This is a genomic window from Cupriavidus sp. GW821-FHT02F09 (assembly GCF_059421605.1).
Genome location: NZ_JBWKVH010000049.1, coordinates 14,314 through 38,700 on the forward strand (window position 1 = coordinate 14,314; position 24,387 = coordinate 38,700).

The window sequence follows — 24,387 nt, forward strand, 5'->3', positions numbered from 1 at the left end:
ACGGCATCGGGCCGGGAACAGCGACAAGCAACGCAAGCGGGAGGCGTGCATGGCGACGAGACAGGGCAATGGCCAATCTGGCCGGATCATGCTGGCGCTATGCGCCGCGCTGGCCTGCGCCGCTTGCGCGCCAGGCCCGGCGCCGCGAGGCGCTCAGGCGGCCAAGGCCTATGTGTCGAGCGAGAGCGGCGGCATCGCGGTGATCGACCTCGACCGGCTCGACATCACAAACACCCTCGACACCGGCGGCAAGGGTCCGCGCGGCATCGCCATCAGTACGGATGGACGATACCTGCTGGCCGCCAACAAGGGAACTGGTGACCTTACCGTCATCGACACACGCGATGGCCAACTGGCCAAGCGCATCCCGATCGGCAAGAACCCGGAATTCGTACGCGTGTCCGGCGGGCAGGCTTTCGTCACCTATGAGCCCGGCGAGCCGGGCAAGACTGGCGACGACGCGCCGGTCCCGGCGCAGATCGCGGTGATCGACCTCAAGGACTGGCGCGTCACGCACGCGATCCCCAGCGGCCTGGAGACCGAAGGCATCGAATTCTCGCCGGACGCGCGCCTGCTGCTGGTCACCAACGAGGGCGACGATACGGTGTCGGTCTACGAGCGCGCCAGCGGCGGCCGCCTCAACCTGATCAAGACGCCGCCCGGATCGCGGCCGCGCGGCATCAAGGTGAGCCCCGACGGACAGCGCTATATCGTCACGCTGGAGTCAGCCAACGCGTTCCTGGTGCTCGATGCGGCCGACTACCACATCGTGCGCACGGTGGCGACGCGCAGCGGGCCCTACGGGGCCGCCTTCGACCGCGCTGGCAAACGCCTGTTCGTGGCCGCGTCGCGGGCGGACACCATCCAGGTATTCGATGCCGACAGCTATGAGAACATCGCCAACATCGCCACCGGCAAACGCTGCTGGCACTTCAGCTTCACCCCCGACGACGCGCGGCTGCTGATCGCCTGTGGCCGCTCGAACGCAGTCTATGTGGTGGACGCGCGGACCTACCAGCCGCTGCGCGAAGTGGCCGGCGTGGCGCTGAGCTGGGGCGTTGTCACCTACCCGAAGAGCCCGGGGACGCTCGATGCGCCTTGAATCCACCGGCGCGCGCCGGCGCCGGGGACATTGTGCGCTCGGCGATGCCTGTCGCAGAGCCTGGCATCGTGCAAGCCGTTAGTTAACAAAAACGGAACTGTCAATACGATCCTCTCGGTTTCGCGTTGTCGCGATAGCCTCTGGCCTCCTTGATCTCAGCCCTGGTGGCATCGGCGTTAGCCGTCAGCAGGACCAGCCTTTCGAAGTAGTTGGCCGCCTTCGCATCGTTGTGCATCATCTGCGCTGATTTTGCCGCGCCATACAGTCCTCGCAGCCGGTTCGGGGTGGACTTCAGGGACGTCTCATATTCCTGCAATGCAGCGCCAGGCTGGTTCAGTCCCAGCAGCATATCGCCCAGGAGCTCGCGCATCGGATACAGACGGTTTTCCATGGCCACATCCTTCTCGCTCGCGTCTTCGAGCTTGGCCGCCTGCCGCATATGGCTCACGGCTTCCTCATTGCTGCCCATATCCAACTCGACCCAAGCGCTTGCAGCGAGGATTTGAGCATCGCCCTGCTCGACCCAGTAGGCTTGCTTTGACTTCTCGAGGTTCGCGCGGAGTTCGCGCAGCTTCTCGATGTCGGTCTGCGCGGCTTGCGGATCGCCGCTGCGCGCGGCGCCAAGTGCCCGTGCGAAATACGTAATCGCCTCGGCTTGCGCATAGCTGCTGCCTCGCGGTTGCAATGCCGCGGCTTCCTGCCATGCACCGCGCTCCAGCGCGTAGCGCGCAGGGATGGCGGCAAGCGCCGTGTATAGAGCGGGCCGCTCAAAGGGGAACTTCCGTGCCGCTTCTGCCTGGTCCCGCACGCTGGAAGCGAGCCGATCCATTCCCATTTGCAGGTACGCGTACTCCATGAAGTCCCACGAGTGCGCGGCGTTTGGATGCGTCGCCCCGGGCCAGGCTTTGGCGGCATCCCCGACCATGACAACCAGGGCGGCCTCGTTCGATTTCACGGACTCCGGCCACATCCCCAGCATCGAATAGGTATGCGAAGGCATGTGGAGCGCGTGGGGTGCATCGGGGGCAATCGACGCATACTTCTCGGCGAAGGGCAGGCCGCGCTGCGCAAGCGCTGTACAGTCGTAGCTGTGAATCAGGTAGTGGGCAACGCCTGGATGGTCCGGTTGCTCGCGATAAATCCTCTCCAGAATGGCGCCTGCCTTAAGCTGCTTGGCGTAAGTTTTGTCACTGTGCGATGCGCCCTCGTTGAGGGCGAGTGCATAGAAAATGGCGGCCTCGGTATCTCGTGGATATTTGGCGGAGAGCTTCGCCATCGCTTGCTCGTACGCCAGCGTGCGCTGCTGCTGGTTGACCGTGCGGTAGTCCTCGTAGAACAGATCGATCGCGCGCAGCCAGTCGGCTTCCCGTTCCGTCTTCGGACCAAGCGCCAGGCCCCTTTGCGACGCTTCCAGCCCGTTTTTCAGGCTAGTCTCGTCGAAGGGTGTTAGCAATGGATTGGGACGTTGGCTCATCGCAATGCCCCAATAGGCAATGGCGCATTGTGGATCGTCCTCAAGTACGGATTTGAATGCCGAAACGGTATTTGGATAGTAAAAGGAGTGCAGCATTGCCAGCGCGTGCTCGAACTGCCGCTGGGCCGCCGGGTTGCACGAGGTCGGAAAATGAACCGTGCCGAATTTCTCATTGCCCAGGGTAGCTTGGGCTGCCTGAGCATTTGCAAAGGACGGCAGAGCCAGCACGGCCATCAGCGCGCCGAGGCGAGAAAACTGTCTTATTGCCTTCATCATTGGCGTCTCCTTGGGCTGGGCCAGGCGGTGCGGCCCGTCATTTGCCGCCATCCGTGGTGGCTGGCTCGCCGCCGCCGGCATGGCGGACCACACCGCAGATCAGACGAGCGTAGGTCGAAGGTTTGCGAATTCTCCGGGGACTCCTAATAGCGTAGCCGCCCTTTTGGTCCACGCAAAACAGAAAAGCGCTCAGACCCTTGCCGATCGCGTTCCTCAACAGCAGGAATGCCGGTGATCGTCAGGCGCCTCATTCCAAGTCTCCTATATTGCATATTGGCGAGACGTGGTGCCCCCACCAATCTCCCTCGCCCGTACGACGAAAGGCCAATTGACGCACCAGGGGATCGCTGCCAGAGTGAATCTGTCGGCAGCGGCGGCACGCTGCCGCACCTGGCTTGGGGGCAAGCATGATCCACCTTCGGCGCATCGTCGGACGCATCGTCAAACGACTGTGGCTGGGTACGTTGCCATTGCTCGCTGCCGCCGCCTTGCCGGCCCATGCCGCGGATGGCGATACGCTGGCGCAGGCCAGGTCGCGTGGCACGCTGCGCTGCGGTGTCAGCGAGGGCATTGCGGGGTTTTCGGCGAAGGACGCGGCGGGACGCTGGTCTGGCCTTGACGTCGATTTCTGCCGCGCCGTAGCGGCGGCGGCGCTGGGCCGGGCCGACAAAGTCACCTTCGTAGCGCTGAAGGCTTCAGCCAGGTTTCCGGCCCTGCGCACCGGCGTGGTGGACCTGATCAGCCGCAACACCACGTGGACCCTCGCGCGTGAGAGCACGCTGGGCGTGCAGTTCGCCGGCATCCTCTTTTATGATGGCCAGGCCTTCATGGTGCCGCAGCAGGGCGCGCCGAAGTCAATTGCCGCGCTTGACCGCGCCACCGTCTGCGTCGAGAAAGGGACATCGAGCGAGGAACATCTGGCCGCCTATTTCGCGGCGAAACGGTTGAGCGTGAGCCCGCTCGCCGTGGACTCCGCAACCGAAGTGGCCGACGCCTTCTTTGCGGGACGCTGCCTCGCCTATACCGCGGATGCCTCGCACCTCGCAGCCGTACGCCTGCGGGGCCGGGGCGGATCGCAAGCCTACGTCATCCTTCCCGAGCGGATCTCGGAGGAGCCGCTCGGACCGGTCGTGCGCAACGACGACCAGCAGTGGCTGACACTGGTCCGCTGGGTACTTTTCTCGCTCGTTGCCGCTGAAGAAAACGGGATCACGCAATCCAACGTGCGCGAGCGCATGCGCGATCCGTTGCTGGGCGCCTCCCTCGAGCCCGGCGACGACGCCAGCAAGGCGCTCGGCGTCGCGCCGGGCTGGGCCGTGCGCGCGGTGCAAAGCGTGGGCAACTACGGTGAGATGTTCGAGCGCAATCTTGGCGCGCAAAGCCCGCTCAAGCTGGAGCGCGGCCTCAACCGGCCATGGACGCAGGGCGGCCTGATGTACGCGCCGCCCATGCGGTAGATACGATAGGTGGGATAGGTGGGATAGGTGGGATAGGTGGGATAGGTGGGATAGGTGGGATAGGTGCTATCGATGCAACGGGCCGCGGAGGTCGCCGCATGAGTGAGCTGCAGATCTATATCGTCCTTGGCGTCTTCGGGGCCGTGATCCTGGTCATCGCCTTGAACCTGCTGGACATGGCGGTGGCAGCCCTGATCGGCGTGTGCGTGCTGATCGCGCTGGGGATCCTCAACGAACAGGATCTGCTGAGCGCCACCCGCACCTCCGGCGGCCCCATCGGCTTGCTGTTTGGTGGCATGGTGGTGGCGCGCATCCTGTCCACCACGGGCCTGTTCGACCGCCTCGGCGACCTGTACCTGAGCGCCACGGGCGGCAGCGGCAAGCGCTTCCTGTTGTTGCTGATCGCGATGGTTGCACCCTTGTGCGCCTTCTTGCCGAACGCGACCACGGTGATCCTGCTCGCCCCTATCATCATCCGCGTGGCCATCGCCCTGGAGGTGGACTTTGTCGGGCCGATGGTGCTGACCGCCATCGTGAGCAATTCTGCCGGCCTGCTCACGCTGGTCGGCGACCCGGCGACATTCCTCGTCGGCAGCGCGATCGGCATGACATTCGGCGAGTACCTGCGCCGCGTCAGCCTGGGCGGCGTGGTCGCCCTGCTTGTCATCGTCCCGCTGTTGCCGCTGCTGATGCCGGACCTGTGGCGGATGCGGCGTGCCTTGCCGCAGCGCCAGCCACACAGACGGCTCGAGCGCCCCGTCTATGCGGGGCTCTCGCTTGCCGTCCTCTTGACGATGGTGGGGCTGTTCGTTTTCGGCGAGCACCTGCCCACCCGGCTCGTGCCGCCCATGGCCGCGCTGATCGCCAGCGCCCTGGCGCTGCTGGTGGGGTATGAAGCCCGCTTCGAGCCAACCGACGACGTGCTGCGGGACGTCGACTGGAAGACGCTGTTGTTCCTGGGGTGCATCTTCTGCCTGGTGCAGGCGGTGACCAAGACCGGCCTGCTGCAAGTCATGGCGCTGAAGCTGCACGGGTCGTTCGGCACCCAACTGACGCTCGTTGCCCTGGTGATGATTGCAGTCATCGGCCTGCTCTCAAGCCTGCTGGCAAACGTCCCGGTGGCAGCCGCGTCGATCCTGATGATCAAGGGCTACCTGGTGGCGGCGGAGGTCGTCCCCGACGCCGCGCTTGGCGCGCTTTTCACTCAGTGGCCGGCAACCACGATTCCGGTGTTCGTCGGCATGATGTTCGGGGCAACGCTCGGTGGCAACGCCACTCTCATCGGCGCATCGGCCAACATCGTGTGCGCTGGCATCTGCGCGCGCCACGGCAAGCCCGTCACGTTCGCCACGTTCATGCGCTATGGACTGCCAGTCACGGCGGCCCAACTCACCGCGTCGGCGATCTATGTCATCGTGTTGTCGCGTTGGATGCGCTGAGGGCGCCGATATGCGATACGGGACCATGGTCCAATGCCCGCGCACCGACCCCCGGCAATGGGACCTTGGTCCCATTTCCATCGCGGGATCGCGCCGCCGGCAAGGCTGCCCCGCTTGCGCGAATCCGCGCATGGTAAGTTCCACAATCGCGACTTATGTCTTTTACAAAGCAACGCCAGCGCCTACACTTTTTTTGCCTCCATGCCACATGATCGTGGGGCCGCCCGTCCCGCCAGTGACGCTTTACCCACCTGGGCGCGGGAGCGCGAGGAAGCACTTAAGACGGGTCCGCTGATCAGCCCAGCGCATGTAGGCGGTGGCGAGCATCTCGCTGCCACGGCGCAGCTGCCCAATGCCACCGCATGCACGCTGAATGGCTCAATCGCTCGCCGGCTTGCCGACGGCGCCGGGTTCGCATGCCTGCCTGCGAACCATTGACAGGGAGCACGGCGCCATGACCATCATCCGCACTGCTGCCCTCCTCGAGGCAGCGTTCATCGCGCTGCTGTTGTTGTTGCTGCTGCTGCAATTCCGGCGCGCGCGGGCCAACGGTGCAACGTGGCGCTACCCGGCGGAGGACTCCCCCGCAGCGCAGCCACACCCCGCCAAGGGTCCGAGATTTCGCCAGTCCTGGCGTCAGGGCTGGCGTCAGGGCTGGCGTCAGGGCTGGCGCCCCATTGGCGCACGCCTTGCCATGCTCTCCCCTGGCCGCGTCCAGCGCACCGCCATACGCCCGGAGCCACGGGATGGGCCCCTTGATCCCCGAGGCGATACATCTGACGGGTTCCGCGGCTCCGCGCGAGCATTGCAGCATGATGAAAGCGTGCGCGGCCTGCTGGCCTTGTTGCCATTTGCCATTCTGATGACCAATCCGCGCGGCCAGATCCTGTTGGCCAATGCTGGCGCGGAAAAGCTCTTCGGCTATCGCCAGGAGGAACTGATCGGCGCGTCTGCGGACGCGCTCGTTCCAGGATTGCAGGGCGACAGCGGGACCGTGCGCTTGTCCCGGCCGGCAGGCGGCACGCATGACCAGTTCGCGCGACGCAAGGATGGCACTGAGTTCCCGGCGGAAATCACCGCCAACGATGCCTCGTTCGACAGGGAGCCGCTCCTGCTGACCGTCGTCATCGACCGGACCGAGCGCTACGAACTACAGCGTAACCGGCAAGAGCTTGCCCATCTGACGCGTGTCTCCACGCTGGGTGAGCTGGCGAGTTCGCTCGCGCACGAGTTGAATCAGCCGCTTACGGCCATCTTGAGCAACGCGCAGGCCGCTCAACGCTTTATGTCGACGCAGCCTGTCAACCTGGCCGAAGTGCGTGAGATCTTGCAGGATATCGTCGAGGACAACCACCGCGCGAGCGAAGTGATCCGCAGGATTCGCAGGCTGGTCAAGAAGGGCGACCTCGAAGCCGCGCCCATCAGTCTTGAGCGCGTCATTGGCGACGTGGCGCTGCTGGTGCACAGCGATGCGATCGTACGCGGAATCCGCGTGGTCCAGCACACCGAGCCCACGCTGCCGCGCGTCCAGGGCGATAGCGTCCAGGTGCAGCAGGTGGTACTGAATCTGTTGCTCAACGCCTTCCACGCAAGCGAGTCCCGCCCGGCGCGGGACCGCGTGGTCATGGTTGACGCCACGTGCGAAGGCGCCAGCATGGTGCGCGTGGCGGTGCGGGACCGTGGCCCCGGCCTGAGCGCGGACAAACTCGACCAGGTCTTCAAGCCATTCTTCACCTCAAAGCGTGAAGGGCTTGGCCTCGGGCTGTCCATCAGCCGCTCCATCGTTGAAATGCACGGCGGACGCATCTGGGCGCAGAACAATAGCGACCAAGGTGCCACTTTCTATTTCACGTTGCCGGTCGCAGCCAAAACAGAGCCCGTCCATTCGGGGGAACACCCATGAACAACCCCACACCAACCGTCTTCGTGGTGGATGACGACGACGCGGTGCGCCGGGCGCTGATGCGCCTGATTGGCTGCGCAGGCTACCGCGCCGAAGGATTCGGCACGGCGCGGGCGTTCCTCGACAGCGTCTTGTCTGCCGAGAGCAACGCCTGCCTGGTGCTCGACTTGCAACTGCCCGACCTGAACGGCCTGGAGTTGCAGCGCCAGCTCAGCAGCGCGGGCTGGCCGCTGCCGATCGTCTTCCTCAGCGGACACGGCGATATCCCGGCAAGCGTGCGCGCCATGAAAGCGGGCGCGACGGACTTCCTGGTCAAGCCGGTCAGCGACAGCGAGCTGCTGAACGCGATCGAAGCCGCGCTGGGGCGCGCGTCGCAAGCACGCGCGAGCCGCATCGAGATCGAAGCGATCTACAGCCGCATTGACCGCCTCACGCCGCGCGAGCGCGAAGTGCTCACGCTGGTCGTCGAAGGCCGCCTGAACAAGCAGATGGCTTGTGAGCTGGGCACGGCGGAAAAGACCATCAAGGTCCACCGGGCCCGCGTGATGAGAAAGATGGAGGCGCGCTCCCTGGCCGAGCTTGTGCGCATCAGCGACAAGGTCGGCATCCCCCATCCGCTCCTTCACCCACCGCAGGGTGCAGCCGCTGCCGCTGCCGCTGCGCCATAACATAGCCCGGGAGAGCCTGACGCCAACCGCAGCGCTTCAATTGCAGCCCTGATGGCGGGCCGTCCTGGCGCAGGTCTTTCCGCTCGGGCTTGTATAGACCCCCTTGCCATCCTTGGTCTTGGCCTCTCCGCCCTTGGTGGTCTGCGTCGTTGTCACGCCGTTCTGATTCTTCTCCGACGTAAAGCCGTTACCCGTGTTCCGGTTATACCCGGCGGCAGACTCTCCGTTGTTGCAAACCACAGCCCCGCGCGCGTTGGTGGTGCATTCGGCATAGGCGTTCGCGCACAGCATTACGCATGCCAACATGGCTAGCATCTTCATCACGACTCCTTGTTATGGCCGGCACAGACGCCTCGCGCCGGCGCGTCCTCTGCTCAAGAGTAGGTCAGCAGCGCGCGGAGCGCGGCGCCTCCTGCGCTACCGGCCAAGATGGGCGAACGCGTCGTGCATGGATGCAAGCGACACGCTGACCAGCCCATAGAGCGGCGTGCTCATTTCCTCGATCAGGAAGATCGCCCCGGAAGTCGACAAGGCGCACATCATCAACGCGGCGACGATGGTCCCGTTGCGCTCGGCGAACAGCCCGAACGTGCCGAATACGATGGACAGCCACAGCACCAGCACGATCAGCAGGGAGATCGGGATCGAGGATTTTGTCTGCAGCAACGCGAGCCAGCGCGCAGCGAACACGCTATCGACAATCTGCAGGGCCTTCGCCTTCAGCTCGCGCTGCGCGTCGTCGCGCGGCGCAAGCGCCTCCAGCTTGCGCTGAAAGCCTTCCAGCTGGCTGACAGACTCGGCATTGCCAAGCTTTGCCAGCTGCGCCTCGTCCCCGGAGTCGAGTATCTGGATTTTCTCGGCATAGACACGCTTGAGTAAAACGCGAACCTCCTGCGCGTCCGGCCCATATTTGGCCAGTACCCGATCGAGCTGGATGACGCTGGCGGAATTCTGCACAAGCTCGCTGCTCACGGTGTCGAACGTGCCTTTCGCCGACGACACCAGCAGCCCCAGCACCAGCGCCGCCATCGTGGCGATCAGGCCTGTCGCCATCTTGACCACGCTGATGGACTGATCGCTGAGGTGGTGTTCAGGCAGCATGGCGCGCGCCCACATGCCGAGCAGTGAACTGCCGAAAACACAGGCGAACACGATCAAGGCGATGACGAGGTGGTTCATGTCTCACCCCCTGTTGCCGCGATACGGCGAGCCAGGCTCAAGCGCCAGCCTCCACCCCAGCCGCGCTGCGCCGTCACTGTGAACGTGCCGTGCGTGCCGCACGTATCGCGCCAGCAATGTCGCGGCTGACAGCCGCCAGCGCCCGGCTGTGCGCGTCGACGAGGGCGTCATACCCTGCGGCGCCGGCGGGCTCCCGCTCGTCGCTGCGCCCGCTCACCAGTGGCCCCTGCTTTGGCGGCCGTACGGACCACACTACCGAGATGACGGCCGCATCGCCGGGGGCCGAGTCGAACCTCTGGACGTCGACAGACACCAGGTATGCCGTCCCCGGATCGGCCCACTGCGGATAGCTGGACACCAGCGCTCCCGGGAAGAACTGGGCCAGGTCTGCGCCGAGCACGGCCGGGATCTGCCGCTTCAGCGGCTCCGCCCAGCGGGCGAACTCGTCAAGCCTGACCTGGGTCGCACTAACGCGCAGTACCAGTTGCGGACGGTCGACCATCTCCGGCACCGCCACAGGCCCGATCGCGATGGCCACGGGGACATCGGCGTCCGCGCGTTCCTGCGCCCGCGCGGGTGTCAACGTATAGTAGGTTGACCGAGGCGAGCTCGCGCAACCGCCAAGCACCGCCAACCCAAGTGCCGCGGCCATTAAACGAATGGGGCGCATCACTTTTTGTCCTCCGTCTTGCCGCGAAGCAACGCTTCGGGATGGCTCTCGAGGTAGTCCGCAAGCGCCCTGAGCGATGCCGCCGTGCGCGACAGCTCGCGCATTGTCTCCGCCGTGCTTTGCGTCAGCGCGGAGTCGGGCGCGAGCGCGTTGTTGGCTGACTCTAGCGCCGCGCGCGCGGAGACCATGGCGGCGCGCGCCTCCGGAGCCACGTCGGCGTTGAGTGTCTTGAGCAGCCCATCCGCTTGCTGCAGGGATTTGCGCAGATCATTGCCAATGCCCTCGAGCGGCACCTTGTTGAGCTTGGCAATCAGCGCCGTCACCGAGTCCTGGAGCGATTGCAGGCCACCGGGCACGGTCGGCAACTCGGGCGGCTTGGCATCCCAGTCCATCTTGGCCTTGGGCGCCGCCGGGAAGAAATCCAATGCAACGTAGAGTTGCCCGGTGAGCAGGTTGCCGGTTCTCAACTGGCCGCGCAGACCATGCTCGATCAGGAACTGCGCCAGCTTATGAGGCTCGTCCGTCAGCCTGCCTCCCTTCGTGCCCGACTCATAGCGGGAGGTGAAGCGCTCCGGATAGATTCGTATCTCGACCGGAATGCTGAACTCTTTCTTCTCCCGGTCGAAGCGCGTGTAGATCCCCGTTACCTCCCCCACCACGATGCCGCGGAAGTCGACTGGCGCACCGACCGCCAGCCCTCGCACCGACTCCTTGAAGATCAGCACGTAGGTATCGGCAAACCTGTCATGACGCTTCATCGCCTCCGCGCGGTCGTGGAACAGACCGAATTCCGTGTTGGCCTCGGCCGGCGGGCCGTCCGCCGAATCCTGAGGCGATTGAAACGCAACGCCGCCGATCAGAATCGCGACCATCGATTGCGTATTGACCTTCACGCCACTCGTGTCGAGCGACACATCGATGCCACTGGCATGCCAGAAGCGCGTGTCGGCCCGCACATACTTGTCGTAGGGTGCATTGATGAAGACGCGCAGCGTGACCCCATTGCCATCCGCGTCGAGGGTGTAAGCCGTAATCTGGCCGACCTGCAGGCGCCTGAAGAAAACAGGCGTGCCCACATCGAGCGAGCCCATGTCCTCGCTCTTGAGCACGAACTCCCGCCCGGGGACGTCCTTAGCGACGGCGGGAGGGTTCTCAAGGCCGACGAAGTCACGCCGCGCCTTGGCCTGCGTGCCGACATCCGTGCCGATGAACGAGCCGGACAGCAGCGTACCGAGGCCGGACACGGTGCCACCGGAAACGCGCGGCCGCACCACCCAGAAGCGAGTGTCGTCGACCAGCAAGGAGGTGGCGTCCTTGGCCAGTTCGGCCCTCGCAACCACACCGCCGTGGTCCTTGGACAGCGCGACGCTCTTGACCACGCCGATGTCCACGTCCTTGTACTTGATCTTGGTCTTGCCTGCCTCGATCCCCTCGCCCGTCTTGAAGCTGATGGTAATGGTCGGGCCCTTCTGCAAGACCGCCTGCACCGCGAGCCAGCCGCCGATCAACACCGCAACCAGCGGCACCAGCCAGACCAGCTGCAGGCGCCAGCGCGAGCGCAGCTTGACCACCGCCTCGGGGAAATTGGGCGAGCCCGGCTCGTCGCGCCGTTCGGGCGGCTCAACCATGATCTTTCTCCGTGGCGTCCCAGATCAAGCGCGGATCGAACGACATCGCGGCGAACATCGTCAGCACAACCACCGCGCCGAACGCCACCGCGGCCGGGCCGGCCTTGATCGTCGCCAGCGCGCTGAACTGCACAAGTGCCACCAGAAGCGTGATGACGTAGATGTCGAGCATCGACCAGCGCCCTACCAGCTCCACCAACCGATAGATGCGCGTCTTCCTCTCAAGCAGCCACGGCGAGTGGAACTGGACCGAGATGACGAGAAACAGCAGCGCGATGATCTTGAGCATCGGCACGGCGATGCTGGCAATGAACACGACGGCGGCCAACAGCTTGGCGTCCGAGGTCCAGAGATAGACCACGCCGCTCAGGATCGTGTCCTGCTGCGCGCCAAACAGCGAGCTTGTGTCCATCACGGGCAACGCATTGGCCGGAATGTAAAGGATCATCGCGGCAATCAGGAACGCCCAGGTGCGCGCGATGCTGGCCGGCTTGCGAAAGTGCAGGTGCGCACCGCACCGCGGGCAGCTGCCTTCATGGGCGTGCGGGGGCGGTTTCGACAGCATCCCGCAGCCGTGGCAAACGAGAAGCCCCGCCCGGGCCGCCGTGGCAGCCGACGCGGTAGTCACACCGCCCGCTCCGTGCACGCTCGATGCCGCCTCCATCCGCGCCCACAGGTCGCGAGGATCGAACGCGGCGGTGGCGGCGGCAAGCAAGAGCATCACCCCGCCGAACGCCCACAGCGCGACGCCGGGCACCACGGTAGCGATATGGGCGAGCTTGACCAGCGCCACCAGCATGCCGAGGATCAGGACCTCGGTCATGCCCCACGGCGCCGCCATCTCCAGGATGCGAAACGCTACGTCGGGCCGGCGCGGGAGCCGTTGCAGGCGCAGCGGCAGCAACAGGTACACCATCGCCGCCATCCGCAGCAGCGGCATCATGAGCGTGGTGACGAACACGAGGCCGGCCAGCGGCCACATGCCGTCGCGGTACAGTATCCGGACCGCGCCGAGGAGCGTGCTCTGGACCAGGTCCCCGTTCACCGACAGCCCCACCACCGGGTACGCATTGGCGACGCAGAACAGCACCATTGCCGCGAGCGTGAAGGCAAGCGCGCGATCCACGCTTTCCGGCCGGCTCCGGTAGAGCTCCGCGCCACAGCGCCGGCAACGCGCAATGCCGCCGGGCGGCAGCGCCGCCTCGCGCTGCAACAGGTCGCACTCGTGGCAGGCGATCAGGCGCGCGGTTGTCATGGCCGTGGCTGGCTGGAGCTGGAGACGGACTCCCCTTGCCGTATGGGCGCGCCGCCGTCACCGTACGCCACCGGGGTCATGCGCTCAGCGTCGATCACCCAGCCGCCCCCCATCGCCTTGTATAGCGCAACGCTGGAGGCGAACACCGTTCCCTGCGCCTGCGCATAGCTCAGTTGCGCGTTGAACAGGCTACGCTCGGCGTCCAGCACTTCAATGTAGCTGGTGTATCCGCCCTCGTAGCGCAGCCGCGCGAGCCGCGCGTAGGTTCGCAGCGCCTCGACCTGGCGGCCCTGCACGACGAGCCTCTCGCGCGTCTTCTGCAGCGACACCAGCGCGTCCTCGACCTCCTGGAACGCGACCTGAATCGCCTTTTGATAGGCGAACAGCGCTTGTTGCTGCTGCGCCTCGGCCTGCCTGACCTGTCCGCCGATATTACCCGCGGTGAAGATCGGCACCGTCACCGCGCCGGCGTATGACCACAGCCGGGCCGGGCCGGTGAAGAGCGACGAGAACTGGCCGCTTGCCGTGCCGAACACGCCGGTCAGCGAGATCGACGGGAAGTAGAGCGCGCGCGCCGCGCCGATCAGTGCGTTGGCGGCGATCAGGTCCTGCTCGGCCTGGCGCAGGTCCGGGCGGCGCGTGAGCAATTCGGATGGCAGGCCAGCCGGCACCATGGGCAAGGCCAGGTCGTCCAGTCCCCGGCCACGCAGGATCGGCTGGGGATTCTGCCCCAGCAGGATCGACAGTGCGTCCTCCTGTTGCGCGATCTGGAGTTCGATCTGCGGGATGGTCGCGAGCGAGGACTCGTACTCCGACTGGCTCTGCGCCAGCTCCATCTGCGACACCTCCCCGCCGCTATAGCGCAGCTGGAAGACGTGCACGGAATCTGCCCGGCTGGCCACGGTTGCCTTGGCAATTTCCATTTGCCGGTCCAGCGACAGCAGGTTCACATACGACGACGCAACGGCAGCCACCAGCGTCAGGATGGTCGCACGCCGGCCCTCCTCGCTCGCCAGCAAGCTCGCGCGCGCGGATTCCGTCTGGCGGCGCACCTTGCCGAAGACATCGAGCTCCCACGAGGCCGAGAGTGTCGCCTGGTACTGGTTGATGACCGGCCCGACACCGGGCGGCAATAGCGCGGAGCCGACCGGCACGCGCTCGCGCTGTGCGTTGGCGAGCGCCGAGACTTGCGGGAACAGCTGCGAGCGAGTGCTCTGGAACTGCCCGAGGAACTGGTCGACGCGCGCCGCTGCAATCTTCACGTCCTTGTTCTCGGCCAGCGCTATCGTAATCAGGTCGTTGAGCACGGGATCCTGGAACTGTACCCACCACGTCGTATTGACGACATCCTTGGCTTCGGCCTCGGCAAAGCGGAAGGCAGGTGGCGCGTCAACGGCCGGGCGCTGGTAATTCGGCCCGAGCAGGCAGCCGCCGAGCGTCAGCAAGGCGATAAGCGAAAGCGCCGAAGTTCGCATGTCATTCGCCCTCGTGCCTGGCAGACGGCGTAGCCGCCGGAGCACCCGGGCCCGCGCCGGTGGGGCCCGACGGCGGCTCGCCGGGCGCACCGCCCTGCGGGCCCGGGGTCTTCTTGCCCCCGCCGGAGCGCTCCGACATCGACTCCAGCGCGTAGTAGAACATCGGGATGAAGAACACCGCGATCGCCGTCGCGCCGAGCATGCCGCCGATGACGCCGGTGCCGATCGAGTGCCGGCTGTTGGCCGACGCGCCGAGCGCAATGGCCAGCGGCACGCAGCCGAGGATGAAGGCCAGCGAGGTCATCACGATCGGGCGCAGCCGCTCGGCCGCCGCCGTGACGGCGGAATCGTAGACCGACGCCCCCGCCTCGCGGTTGAGCACCGCGAACTCAAAGATCAGGATGGCGTTCTTGGCGGCCAGCGCGACCAGCATCGTCAGGCCGATCTGAAAATAGACATCGTTCTCGAGGCCGCGCAGCAAGATGGCCAGCAACGCGCCAAACAGTGCGAACGGCACCGCCATCAGCACACCGACCGGCAAGCTCCACTTCTCATATTGCGCGGCGAGGATCAGGAACACCATGATCAGGCCGAACACGAACACCAGCCCCGAAGTACCGCCAGCCTGCCTGGCTTCATAGGCTTCGCCGCTCCACCCCACGCCGTAGTCGGGCGGCATCACCTCGTCAGCCACCGATTCCAGCGTGGACAGAACCTGTCCGGAGCTGTAGCCCGGTGCGGCGTTAGCGGTAATCTTGACCGCCGGGAAGTTATTGAAGCGCGTCACCAGGTCCGGACCGGTGACGAACCTGGTGCTCATCACGGCCTTGAGCGGGACCATGCTGTTGGTCTTGCTGCGCACGAAGATCTGATCCAGATCCCCGGGCTTGAGCCGGTACGAGGGCTCGGCTTGCAGGATGACCTGCCACAGCCGGCTCGAGCGGTTGAACTGCGACACGTACAGCGAGCCGAACATGGTCTGCATGGCGCTGTACACCTCCTCGATCGGCACGCCCAGGGTCTCCGCCTTGTCGCGGTCCACGCTGACCAGCAGTTGCTGGGACGCCGCATTGAAGGTCGAGGTGACGCGAGCGAGTTCCGGCCGCTGCTTCGCCTTGGCCATGAAGTCGTTCACCACGCCTGCGAGTTGGGGAATGCTGGCATCCCCCTTGCTCTGGATCCACATCTCGGTGCCGCCAGTCGTGCCGAGCCCCGGGATCGACGGCGGATTGACCGGCAGGATGATCCCCTCCTTGACCTGGGACAGGTTCTCGTACGCGCCGATCAGCACGGCACGGGCGTTCTGCGTCTTGATGTTGGCAAATTTATAGCGCTCGTCGAAACTCTTGAAGCCGATAAAAAAGGCTCCCGCGTTGTTCTTGTTCTGGCTATCCAGCAAGCTGAAGCCATCGACCACCGTGACGCTGCTCACGGCCGGCTGCTTCATGAAGTAGTCGGTGACGTGCTGGGACACGGCCCCGGTGCGATCCAGGCTCGCCGCGTCCGGCATGATCACCGCGCCGAGCAAATAGCCCTGGTCCTCCGGCGGCAGGAACGAGGTCGGGATCGAGCGCATCATGAACACCGCAAGCACGATCATGCCGGCGAACAGCAGCAGCGCCACCACGAAGCGCTTGATGATCAGCTTCACCATGCGCGTATAGCCAGCGGTCATCCGCGCAAAGGCATTTTCGAACCACTTGAAGAAGCCTTTCTTTTCGTGGTGCCCGGGCTTGAGCAACAATGCCGCCAGCGCCGGCGACAGCGTGAGCGCGACCAGTCCGGAGAACACCACCGAGATCGCAATGGTGATGGCGAACTGCTTGTACAGCTGCCCGGTGATGCCGCCAAGGAAGGCAACCGGCACGAACACCGCGCACATGACCAGCACGATCGCCACCACCGGCCCCGAGACCTCGTCCATGGCCCGTTTGGCGGCGTCCTTCGGGCTCAGCTTGTGGACGTTCATGTTTCGCTCGACGTTCTCGATCACGACAATGGCATCGTCCACCACGATGCCGATGGCCAGCACCATGCCGAACAGCGTCAGCATGTTGATCGAGAATCCGAGCATGAGCATGCCCATGAAGGTGCCGACGATCGACACCGGCACCGCCAGCACCGGGATCAACGTGGCGCGCAAGCTCTGCAGGAAGACAAAGACCACGATCACGACCAGCACAAGGGCTTCGAAGAACGTATGGATGACGTCCGAGATCGACGCGCGAGTGAACTCGGTCGTGTCCATCGCGATGCTGTATTCAAGGCCTTCGGGAAACGATTTCTTCATCTCCGCCAGCGTCTTGCGCACCTGGCTGGACACATCGAGCGCATTGGCGCCCGGCTGCTGGTAGACAGCGATGACCGTTGCCGGTTTGCCCTGGAACTTGCTGCGGATCGAGTAGTCCTTGCGGCCGAGTTCGGCACGGCCGATGTCCTTGAGGCGCACGATCGCCGCCTCGCCGTTTGCCGCGCGCAGGATGATGTTCTCGAACTCGGCCGGATCGCTCAGGCGGCCAGTGGTGGTGACGGCAAAGGATTGCTCCACCGCCGCGCCGGTTGGCGACTGGCCGATGCTGCCGACCGCGAACTGCTGGTTCTGGTTGGCGACGGCCTTCTGCACGTCGGAGGCCGTGATGCCGAGCTGCGCCATGCGGTCAGGTTTGAGCCAGATGCGCATGGCGTAGTCGGGGTTGCCGAAGATGCTGGACTGGTTCGCTCCGGGCACGCGCTTGAGCCCATCGAGCACGTAGATGTTGGCGTAGTTGGCGATGTAGGTCGAATCGTAGCGATCGGTGGGCGAATAGATGGCGATGACCATCATGAACGCCGAAGATTTCTTCTGCACCTGAATGCCCTGCGCCTGCACCGACGACGGCAGTTGCGGCAGCGCCAGGTTCACGCGGTTCTGCACATCGACCTGTGCCAGCTCCGGATTGGTGCCGATCTGGAAGAAGACATTGAGCGTGAAGTTGCCGGTCGATGAACTCGACGAGTTCATGTAGATCATGTTGTCCGCGCCGTTGACCTGCTGCTCGATCGGCGCGGCGACATTATTGGCAACCACGTCGCCGGTGGCGCCTGGGTACGTCGCCGAAATCGTGATCTGCGGTGGCGTGATGTCGGGATACTGCGCGATGGGCAGGCTTAGCATCGCCAGCGCGCCGCCAAGCGTGATCACGATCGAGATGACCGACGCAAAGATCGGCCGTTCGATGCAGAAGTGGGAGATGTTCATGTGGCCTGCCCGGTCAGTTCGTTGCGCCAGGGGCAGACTGGCGCTGCGAGAGGCTCTGCTCTTCGCTGCGCGGTTCAGCGGCGGCGGCACTCTTGGCCGGCGCCTGGGTTATCTTCAGCGGCGTGTCGGCAACCACGCGAATGGCGCCGTCGACGACGATCCGCTCTCCGGGCTTCAGGCCCTCGGTGATGAACCAGTCATCGCCGTGCCACTCTCCGACTTCGACCACCCGCTGATGGCCTTTCGCATCCTTGTCGACTGCCCAGACGAAATGGCTCTTCGATCCCTGCAATACCGCGCGGCGCGGCACCAGGACCGCATTCGGGCGCACCGCGCCCGAAACCCGCGCGCGCACGAACTGTCCGGGGCGCAGGGTGCCTTGCGGGTTGGCGAACGAGGCCCGCACGAGGAAGGTGCCGGTCTGTGTGTTGAACGCGGGGTTGGTGAAGTTGATATGCCCGCGAGCCGGGAACACGCTGCCGTCGGCAAGCACGACAGCCACCTCGAAATCGTTGTTCGCCGGAAACCGCAACTGGCCTTTCTCCACCTGGCCCCGGTATGTCAGCAACTCATTCTCGGAAATGCTGAAGTTCACCCACATGGGGTCAAGCTGGTAGATGTAGGTCAGCAAGCCCGTTGCCGCCGCGGTCACGTAGCTGCCGTCCTGCTGCCGCGCAAAGCTCGACAAGCCGGTGAGCGGGGACTTGATCGTGGTGTAGCTCAGGTTAAGCTCGGCGGTCCGGACCTGGCCCTTGGCCGCGATCACGGCGGCCTCCGCCTCCTTCTCGTTGCCCGTTGCGTTGTCAAGATCCTTCCGGCTGAGGGCGTTCTGAGCGGCAAGCGGAATCACGCGGGCAAGATTGGCCTTGGTCACGGTGAGCCTGGCCTCCTGCTGTGCAAGCTGGCCCTTGGCCGACTGCAGCACCGCTTCGAATGGCGCGGCGTCCATCATGAAGAGCACCTGCCCGGCATGCACCAGTTGCCCCTCGGTATAGACGCGCTTTTCCAGGAAGCCGTCGACGCGAGCGCGAATCTCGACCTCGCGCGAGCTTTGCGTCTGGGCGGTAAATTCGAAGTCGACCGGCGTGTCGCGCTGCGACACGGTCATGACCGTCACCTCGGTGGTCGCGCGCGGCAACTCGTTCGCCGGTTTGTGGCAAGCGGCAAGCAGCAACAACGCTGCACCGGCAAACGCGAACCGCAACCAGGCGCGGCTGCGCACACGCCCGACGGCTGCAATCCGCAGAGGTGAAATCAGTTTCGTTGCCATGTCTGGATCCCCAGCTGACCGCGCCTTTCTTCTACATCTGCTGCGTTCTCTACTGAACGGTGTATCCGCGACCGGTCATGCACGCCCCCACCGCCCGATTGAATGTCGCCATTTCCTGGGAGACCTGTTGCTGCCCCGCCTGCTGCTGCTCGGCCGCGGCCTCGTTCTTGCGGCGCTGGCGCACGCCGCCGGCCGCCGTGCCGGTGACCGCGCCGATCGCGGCGCCCTTGCCTGCATCGCCGGCAATCGCGCCAATCGCCGCACCGGCCGCTGCGCCACCGGCCGCGCCCCTGAGGCGTCCGCCTTGCTGTGGCGGCGCTGCAGGCTGGCCGGCTTTCTGCGCGATGGCGACCGGATCCACGCCCGTGGTCTGCTTGGCCCACTGCTGGCACGCGGCGGTGTCCGAACTCTGCTTCTGCGGGCTCTGCCCCTTGGCGGGATAGATGATGGGTTGCTGCGCGCTGGCGGCTAACGCCAGCGCGCACAGCATCAGGCCAATTACGGTTCGCAGCGTGCGTTGCATGGTCGTCTGCCAGGTCAGCGGCTGAGCTTGGTGATCTTCTGGCCTTGCACGCCCAGGCCGGCCATCAGCCCCTGCTGCCCGTAGATGAAAGCGTAGACGTCCGAACTCAGCGTGGTGGTGGTCAGGGATTTTCCCATGCCTTCATCGACCACCACAACGCTCGGCCCGACACCGACCGACAACCCGTTACGATCGTTGAGATCGGTGAGAGCCGAGTCGGTCATGAAGAACATGGCCTCCGAAAAGGTCTGGGCACCTGCCTGCAGGCCATACGAAACCGCCGAGGCGTTGTAGTAGCCCAGCACCGTGCCATCCGGGCCAAACATCACCCCGTTGCCACCTTGCGCGCCCACGATAAGGCCCGCTTTCATGATGTCGGGGAAGACGAGAACCCCCTTGGACCGGGCCAGGAGATCCTTGGTCTTGGGATTCGTATCATTGAGCTTTTGCAGTGCACCGCGCGCACTAGCTTCGAGCTGTGGATTGTTCCCTACGGTTGAAGTCTGCTGGGTAGAGCAGGCCACCGCGACCAGCAACAGGGGAATCGCGAGGATGAACCGAAGGGTCTTGATCATGATGCGTGCTCCAAGCATGAGAATTAACGACACTGACGACGCTGTGTAAAGCGCAGGCCCACCGAGCATTCTTCCGGGGTCTGATCCATAGTGATATCCGAGACCGGCTAAAACAATGGGACCTTGGTCCAATAGCCGCTAGACCGCCGCGGTGGCTGCCGCGCTACGGAGGTGGATGGATGGCCGCACGCACGACCCGGATGAGAATCTCGTCGTCGAACGGCTTGCGCAGATAGGCCGCCGCGCCAGCGGCCAAGGCCCGCTCGCGAGTGCCGATCTCGTCGTGTGCCGTGATGAAGATCACGGGAATGCCGCTGCCCGCAAGCCGGCGTTGCACCTCAAGCCCGTTCAGGCCCGGCATCTGGATATCGAGCACGATGCAGTCCGGACGATATGCCGGTATAGAATCGAACATGTCCAGGAACTCGTCACCGCTCTTGAACGTGTCCGCTGACAGGCCGACAGAGCGCAGGAGCCGTTTGATGGCACGGCGCACCGATTCGTCGTCATCCACCACTGCGACGAACGGCTTGACTTTGCTCATGGCGACATTCCCCACACAGGCAGCGCAGCACCCAGCCTGATTCGACGCTAGGTTGAGCGTATGACAGTTGCCTGGCTGCAGATATGGGACTTTGGTCTAACAGGCGGGGGGAGAGGGGGAGACGCCGCAACAGCGTGTACCGTGGCGGCCGCAATCCGGGTCTTTAATGCTGCGCGCTCAACAAGCCGGCCACGGTCTTCGCGCCAGCCTGATCGGCGATCTCCCGCGCGGTCAGCCCGCGGTTGTCGCGCAGCTCGGGCCGGGCGCCTCTGGACAGCAGCAGGCGCACCGTATCGACCTTGTCGTAGCCGGCCGCCCACATCAGCGCGGTGAGCCCGTTGGCGTAGAGGGTGTTGACGTCCACGCCAGCGTCCAGCAGTTGCCGCACCACGCCGGCATGACCCTCGCCGGCCGCGTAGATCATGGCGGTCTTGTCGACGCGATCCGTGGCGGCCAGCTCCGCATGGCGCGCCAGCAGCACCGCCACAATCTCATCAAAGCCGCCGAAGGCCGCGGCCATCAGCGGCGTCACGCCCTGCACGTTGGCCTGGCTGACGTCGGCGCCATGCTCGACCAGCGTGCGCGCCATCTCGGTCAGCCCGCGTTTGGCCGCGGTGAGCAGCGGCGTATCGCCGATGCGGTTGCGCGCATTCACCGCCGCGCCCTGCTGCAGCGCCGCGCTCACCGCCGCCGCGTCGCCGGCCCGGGCGGCCGCGAGCAGGCGGGCATTGAGGCTGATGTCGTCATCGGCCCTGGCCGGCAGGCACAGCGTTCCGATGCCGCATAGCAACGCAGCGGCAAGCCGCGCGCGCCACCCAGTGCGTCCGTTCATGTCCGTCCCCCGCCGCTGCCGTTGACTACGTTGCCAGCCTTATCGCGACATCGTTGCTGGCTAGGTGTGGAGCTAAGTGTGGAGGTTAGGACGCGCAATTTCAAGGAGCGTCCACAGGCATGCTGCAGTGCGGCGAACACCAGTTTGACGCGCGCCGCGATGCGGGTTGTTTTGCCTGCACTCTTGCCTATACTGCTTGTGACCCGGGCCGCCACAGTGTGCGACAAGCACGCCCTTTCGCCCTGGGAAAGCCGGGGCACGAAGAATTCAAAAAAGGAGCTTCCCATGCTCTCATCCCGCAGCCATGCCCGGGTGACCCTCCCCTTGCTGTTGCTTGCACTGGCCGCCGCGGCCGCCGCGCTCATTCCCGCAGCCTTCGGCGCGGACGAAATCCAGGGCGGCGCGACCACCCCGGGCGCGGCCATGACCCGGCCCCTCCCGCCGGTGACGCAGGCACAGCTCGACGCGGCCGGCAGCAACGCTAACGACTGGGTGCATTCGAATGGCTCCTACGTGCAGACGCGCTACTACCCGGGCAGCCAGATCAACACCAAGAATGTGGCAAAGCTGAAACCCGCGTTCCTGTTCCAGACCGCCGTGCTCGAGTCCATGGAGACCGCGCCGATCGTGGTCAACGGCGTGATGTTCCTGACCACGTCCTATAACCACGTCTATGCGATCGATGCCGTGACCGGCAAGGAGTTCTGGCACTACAAGCACAAGATGGGGCCGATCACGACCTTCTGCTGCGGCCCGAACAACCGCGGCGTGGCAGTCAGCGCAGACCGCCTCTTCATGGGCACGCTCGACGCCAAGCTGGTCGCGCTGGACGCCAAGACCGGCAAGCTGCTGTGGGAAACGCAGATCGCCGATCCCGAACTGGGCTACTCGGAAACCATGGCGCCGGTGGTGGTGGACGACAAGATCCTGATCGGCACCAATGGCGGCGAGTACGGCATCCGTGGCTTCCTCAAGGCGTATAGCGCCACCGACGGCAAGCTGCTGTGGACCTTCTACACCATCCCCGAAAAGGGCCATGAAGGCGTGTGGGCCACCAAGGATGCCACCGGGCGCGACATGAAGCGCGACATCGCGGCCGAGAAGAAACAGCTCGCGGACAAGGGCGGCGATTTCTACAAGGCGCTCGGCGGCGGCGTGTGGATGCCGCCGGCGATCGACCGCAAGAACAAGATGGCGATCTTCGTGGTCGGCAATCCGTCGCCCGACCTGTATGGCGCCATCCGCCCCGGAGACAACCTCTATACAGATTCGATGGTCGCGGTGGACCTGGATACCGGTGCCTACAAATGGCACTCGCAGTACATCGCCCATGACGTATGGGACCTGGACGCCGCCAGCCCGCCGATCCTGGTCGACGTGCGCGACAAGAACGGCCAGATGATTCCCGGCGTGATCCACGGCGGCAAGACCGGCCACGTCTATGTGCATGACCGCCGCGACGGCCGGCTTATCCGCTTCTCGCAAGCCATGATCCCGCAGGAAGACATGTGGACCCTGCCCACGGCCAATGGCGCACGCATGCTGCCGGGCGCCAATGGCGGCGTGGAATGGTCGCCGATGGCCTTCAACCCGAAGACGCGGATGGCCTATGCCGCCAACCTGCACCAGCCGATGACTTACCAGGTGGAAGCCTCGCCCTACCCGGGCGGCAAGCTCTGGCTGGGCGGCGCCTTCAAGACCATCCCTGCGGAGGCGCAGTGGGGCAAGCTCTCCGCGGTGAACATCGATACCGGCAAGGTGGTGTGGGACTACAAGACCGACCAGCCGCTGATCGGCGGCGTGCTCGCGACAGCCGGCGGGCTGGTCTTCAATGGTGAAGGCAACGGCCTGTTCCGCGCCTTCGACGCCGCCACCGGCAAGAAGCTGTGGGAGTACCAGTGCGGCGCGGGCGTGAATGCGCCAGCGGTGTCCTATATGGTCGGCGGCAAGCAGTACATCGCGGTGGCGGCCGGCGGCAATACGCAACTGGACTTCAAGCGCGGCAACAGCGTGCTGGTGTTCGCGGTGCAGTAGGCATGCGAATCCCGTCCAATCTGGCCCGGCCCCGGCGGTTAGCGCTGCCGGGGCCGGCGCTTCTGGCAGGCCTGCTGCTGGCAGCCGTCGCCAGCAGCGCGCACGCCGATCCCGACGCCGGCAAGCGCAAGGCCGAATCGTGCGTCGCCTGTCATGGCCCGATGGGCAACGCCAGCAATCCACTCTATCCGGTGCTGGCGGGCCAGACTGCACGCTACATCTATCTGGAACTGAAGGATTTCAAGGAAGGCCGTCGCAGCGACCCGATGATGACGCCGATGGCGGCGCCGCTGTCGCGCGAGGACATGCTCGACCTGGGCGAGTATTTTGCCGCGCAAAAACCCATCGCCTCGCAGTTCAAGGCCGACGGGCAAAAAGTGGAAGCCGGCAGGAAGAAGGCCGAGGAAGTGCTCTGCACCATGTGCCATCTCGGCGGCTTTACCGGGCAGAATGAAATTCCCCGTGTGGCGGGGCAGCAGTATGCGTATATCGTCAAGCAGCTCGAAGACTTCCGCTCGCGCAAGCGGACTAATGATGCGGGGAGTATGACTAGCGTGGCTCGCGGGCTGTCGGATGCGGATATTCAGAATCTTGCTAGTTATATTGCTAATTTGCAGTAGGGTTTTTGGGAGGCTGGGGGGCCATACGACATCGCCCTTGCGTGGTTGGTCGCTGTTTGTTTGAGCGGCGATGGTTTTTGCACCCAAGAGCCATCGCCGCACAAAGAAACAGCAACCAACCAAGCAAGGGCGATGTCGTACGGCACTTGGGTCCAAAAACCAACGCCGCAAAAAGAAACAGCGACCAACCCCCAATTACCAACTCTCAAATAAAAAAACGGGGCT

General features: G+C 64.8%; 20 protein-coding genes. 7 read left to right on the forward strand and 13 right to left on the reverse strand.

The window, feature by feature from the left end; all coding sequences use genetic code 11:
* The first annotated feature begins 49 nt into the window (after positions 1–49).
* Positions 50–1,102: a beta-propeller fold lactonase family protein gene (locus tag AC07XB_RS33285; RefSeq protein WP_492832130.1), complete on the forward strand. Its 1,053-nt coding sequence runs from the start codon at positions 50–52 to the stop codon at positions 1,100–1,102.
* A gap of 100 nt (positions 1,103–1,202) precedes the next feature.
* On the opposite strand, the gene AC07XB_RS33290 is transcribed toward AC07XB_RS33285, so the two are convergent.
* On the reverse strand, positions 1,203–2,852 hold the full coding sequence (locus tag AC07XB_RS33290; RefSeq protein ID WP_492832128.1) for a hypothetical protein: 1,650 nt from the start codon (positions 2,850–2,852) through the stop codon (positions 1,203–1,205).
* Between the two features lie 407 nt (positions 2,853–3,259).
* On the opposite strand from AC07XB_RS33290, the gene AC07XB_RS33295 reads away from it, so the two are divergent.
* From AC07XB_RS33295 to AC07XB_RS33310, 4 genes are all read left to right on the forward strand, one after another.
* Complete coding sequence (locus tag AC07XB_RS33295) at positions 3,260–4,309, forward strand: amino acid ABC transporter substrate-binding protein (protein WP_492374127.1); 1,050 nt, start codon at positions 3,260–3,262, stop codon at positions 4,307–4,309.
* Positions 4,310–4,407: 98 nt separating this feature from the next.
* Positions 4,408–5,748, forward strand: coding sequence for an ArsB/NhaD family transporter (locus tag AC07XB_RS33300; protein ID WP_492374126.1), 1,341 nt, complete (start codon positions 4,408–4,410; stop codon positions 5,746–5,748).
* A gap of 454 nt (positions 5,749–6,202) precedes the next feature.
* Entirely contained in the window at positions 6,203–7,651 is a 1,449-nt protein-coding gene (locus tag AC07XB_RS33305) for a sensor histidine kinase (RefSeq protein WP_492832125.1), read from the forward strand.
* Positions 7,648–8,319, forward strand: a complete 672-nt coding sequence (locus tag AC07XB_RS33310; RefSeq protein ID WP_492809811.1) for a response regulator transcription factor — start codon at positions 7,648–7,650, stop codon at positions 8,317–8,319. The genes AC07XB_RS33305 and AC07XB_RS33310 overlap by 4 nt, the downstream gene beginning before the upstream one ends.
* Positions 8,320–8,355: 36 nt before the next feature.
* On the opposite strand, the gene AC07XB_RS33315 is transcribed toward AC07XB_RS33310, so the two are convergent.
* The 12 genes from AC07XB_RS33315 to AC07XB_RS33370 form a co-directional block, all read right to left on the reverse strand.
* On the reverse strand, positions 8,356–8,640 hold the full coding sequence (locus AC07XB_RS33315; protein WP_477132932.1) for a hypothetical protein: 285 nt from the start codon (positions 8,638–8,640) through the stop codon (positions 8,356–8,358).
* A gap of 96 nt (positions 8,641–8,736) precedes the next feature.
* A complete protein-coding gene (locus AC07XB_RS33320) occupies positions 8,737–9,498 on the reverse strand; it encodes a bestrophin-like domain (RefSeq protein WP_492374122.1) in 762 nt (253 codons plus the stop codon).
* A 73-nt stretch (positions 9,499–9,571) separates the two neighbouring features.
* Positions 9,572–10,168, reverse strand: coding sequence for a PqiC family protein (locus AC07XB_RS33325; protein WP_492374121.1), 597 nt, complete (start codon positions 10,166–10,168; stop codon positions 9,572–9,574).
* Positions 10,168–11,796 carry a PqiB family protein gene (locus AC07XB_RS33330; RefSeq protein ID WP_492832123.1) on the reverse strand — a complete coding sequence of 543 codons (1,629 nt, stop codon included), beginning with the start codon at positions 11,794–11,796 and terminating at the stop codon, positions 10,168–10,170. Before AC07XB_RS33330 ends, AC07XB_RS33325 begins: the two co-directional genes overlap by 1 nt.
* Positions 11,789–13,051, reverse strand: coding sequence for a paraquat-inducible protein A (locus AC07XB_RS33335; protein WP_492374119.1), 1,263 nt, complete (start codon positions 13,049–13,051; stop codon positions 11,789–11,791). Before AC07XB_RS33335 ends, AC07XB_RS33330 begins: the two co-directional genes overlap by 8 nt.
* Complete coding sequence (locus tag AC07XB_RS33340) at positions 13,048–14,526, reverse strand: efflux transporter outer membrane subunit (protein WP_492809820.1); 1,479 nt, start codon at positions 14,524–14,526, stop codon at positions 13,048–13,050. Before AC07XB_RS33340 ends, AC07XB_RS33335 begins: the two co-directional genes overlap by 4 nt.
* Position 14,527: 1 nt before the next feature.
* A complete protein-coding gene (locus AC07XB_RS33345) occupies positions 14,528–17,764 on the reverse strand; it encodes an efflux RND transporter permease subunit (protein ID WP_492374117.1) in 3,237 nt (1,078 codons plus the stop codon).
* A gap of 13 nt (positions 17,765–17,777) precedes the next feature.
* On the reverse strand, positions 17,778–18,986 hold the full coding sequence (locus AC07XB_RS33350; protein WP_492832120.1) for an efflux RND transporter periplasmic adaptor subunit: 1,209 nt from the start codon (positions 18,984–18,986) through the stop codon (positions 17,778–17,780).
* Between the two features lie 97 nt (positions 18,987–19,083).
* Positions 19,084–19,557: a glycine zipper domain-containing protein gene (locus tag AC07XB_RS33355; RefSeq protein ID WP_492832118.1), complete on the reverse strand. Its 474-nt coding sequence runs from the start codon at positions 19,555–19,557 to the stop codon at positions 19,084–19,086.
* Positions 19,558–19,571: 14 nt separating this feature from the next.
* Positions 19,572–20,132, reverse strand: coding sequence for a lipid-binding SYLF domain-containing protein (locus AC07XB_RS33360; protein ID WP_492374114.1), 561 nt, complete (start codon positions 20,130–20,132; stop codon positions 19,572–19,574).
* A 163-nt stretch (positions 20,133–20,295) separates the two neighbouring features.
* Positions 20,296–20,676, reverse strand: a complete 381-nt coding sequence (locus tag AC07XB_RS33365; RefSeq protein WP_492374113.1) for a response regulator transcription factor — start codon at positions 20,674–20,676, stop codon at positions 20,296–20,298.
* Between the two features lie 163 nt (positions 20,677–20,839).
* Positions 20,840–21,508: an ankyrin repeat domain-containing protein gene (locus AC07XB_RS33370; RefSeq protein ID WP_492832116.1), complete on the reverse strand. Its 669-nt coding sequence runs from the start codon at positions 21,506–21,508 to the stop codon at positions 20,840–20,842.
* Between the two features lie 285 nt (positions 21,509–21,793).
* Between AC07XB_RS33370 and AC07XB_RS33375 the strand changes: the two genes are divergently transcribed.
* Positions 21,794–23,542 carry a pyrroloquinoline quinone-dependent dehydrogenase gene (locus AC07XB_RS33375; protein WP_492374111.1) on the forward strand — a complete coding sequence of 583 codons (1,749 nt, stop codon included), beginning with the start codon at positions 21,794–21,796 and terminating at the stop codon, positions 23,540–23,542.
* A 2-nt stretch (positions 23,543–23,544) separates the two neighbouring features.
* Positions 23,545–24,162 (forward strand): c-type cytochrome, encoded by a 618-nt coding sequence (locus tag AC07XB_RS33380; RefSeq protein ID WP_492832114.1) that lies wholly within the window; start codon positions 23,545–23,547, stop codon positions 24,160–24,162.
* Positions 24,163–24,387 lie beyond the last annotated feature (225 nt).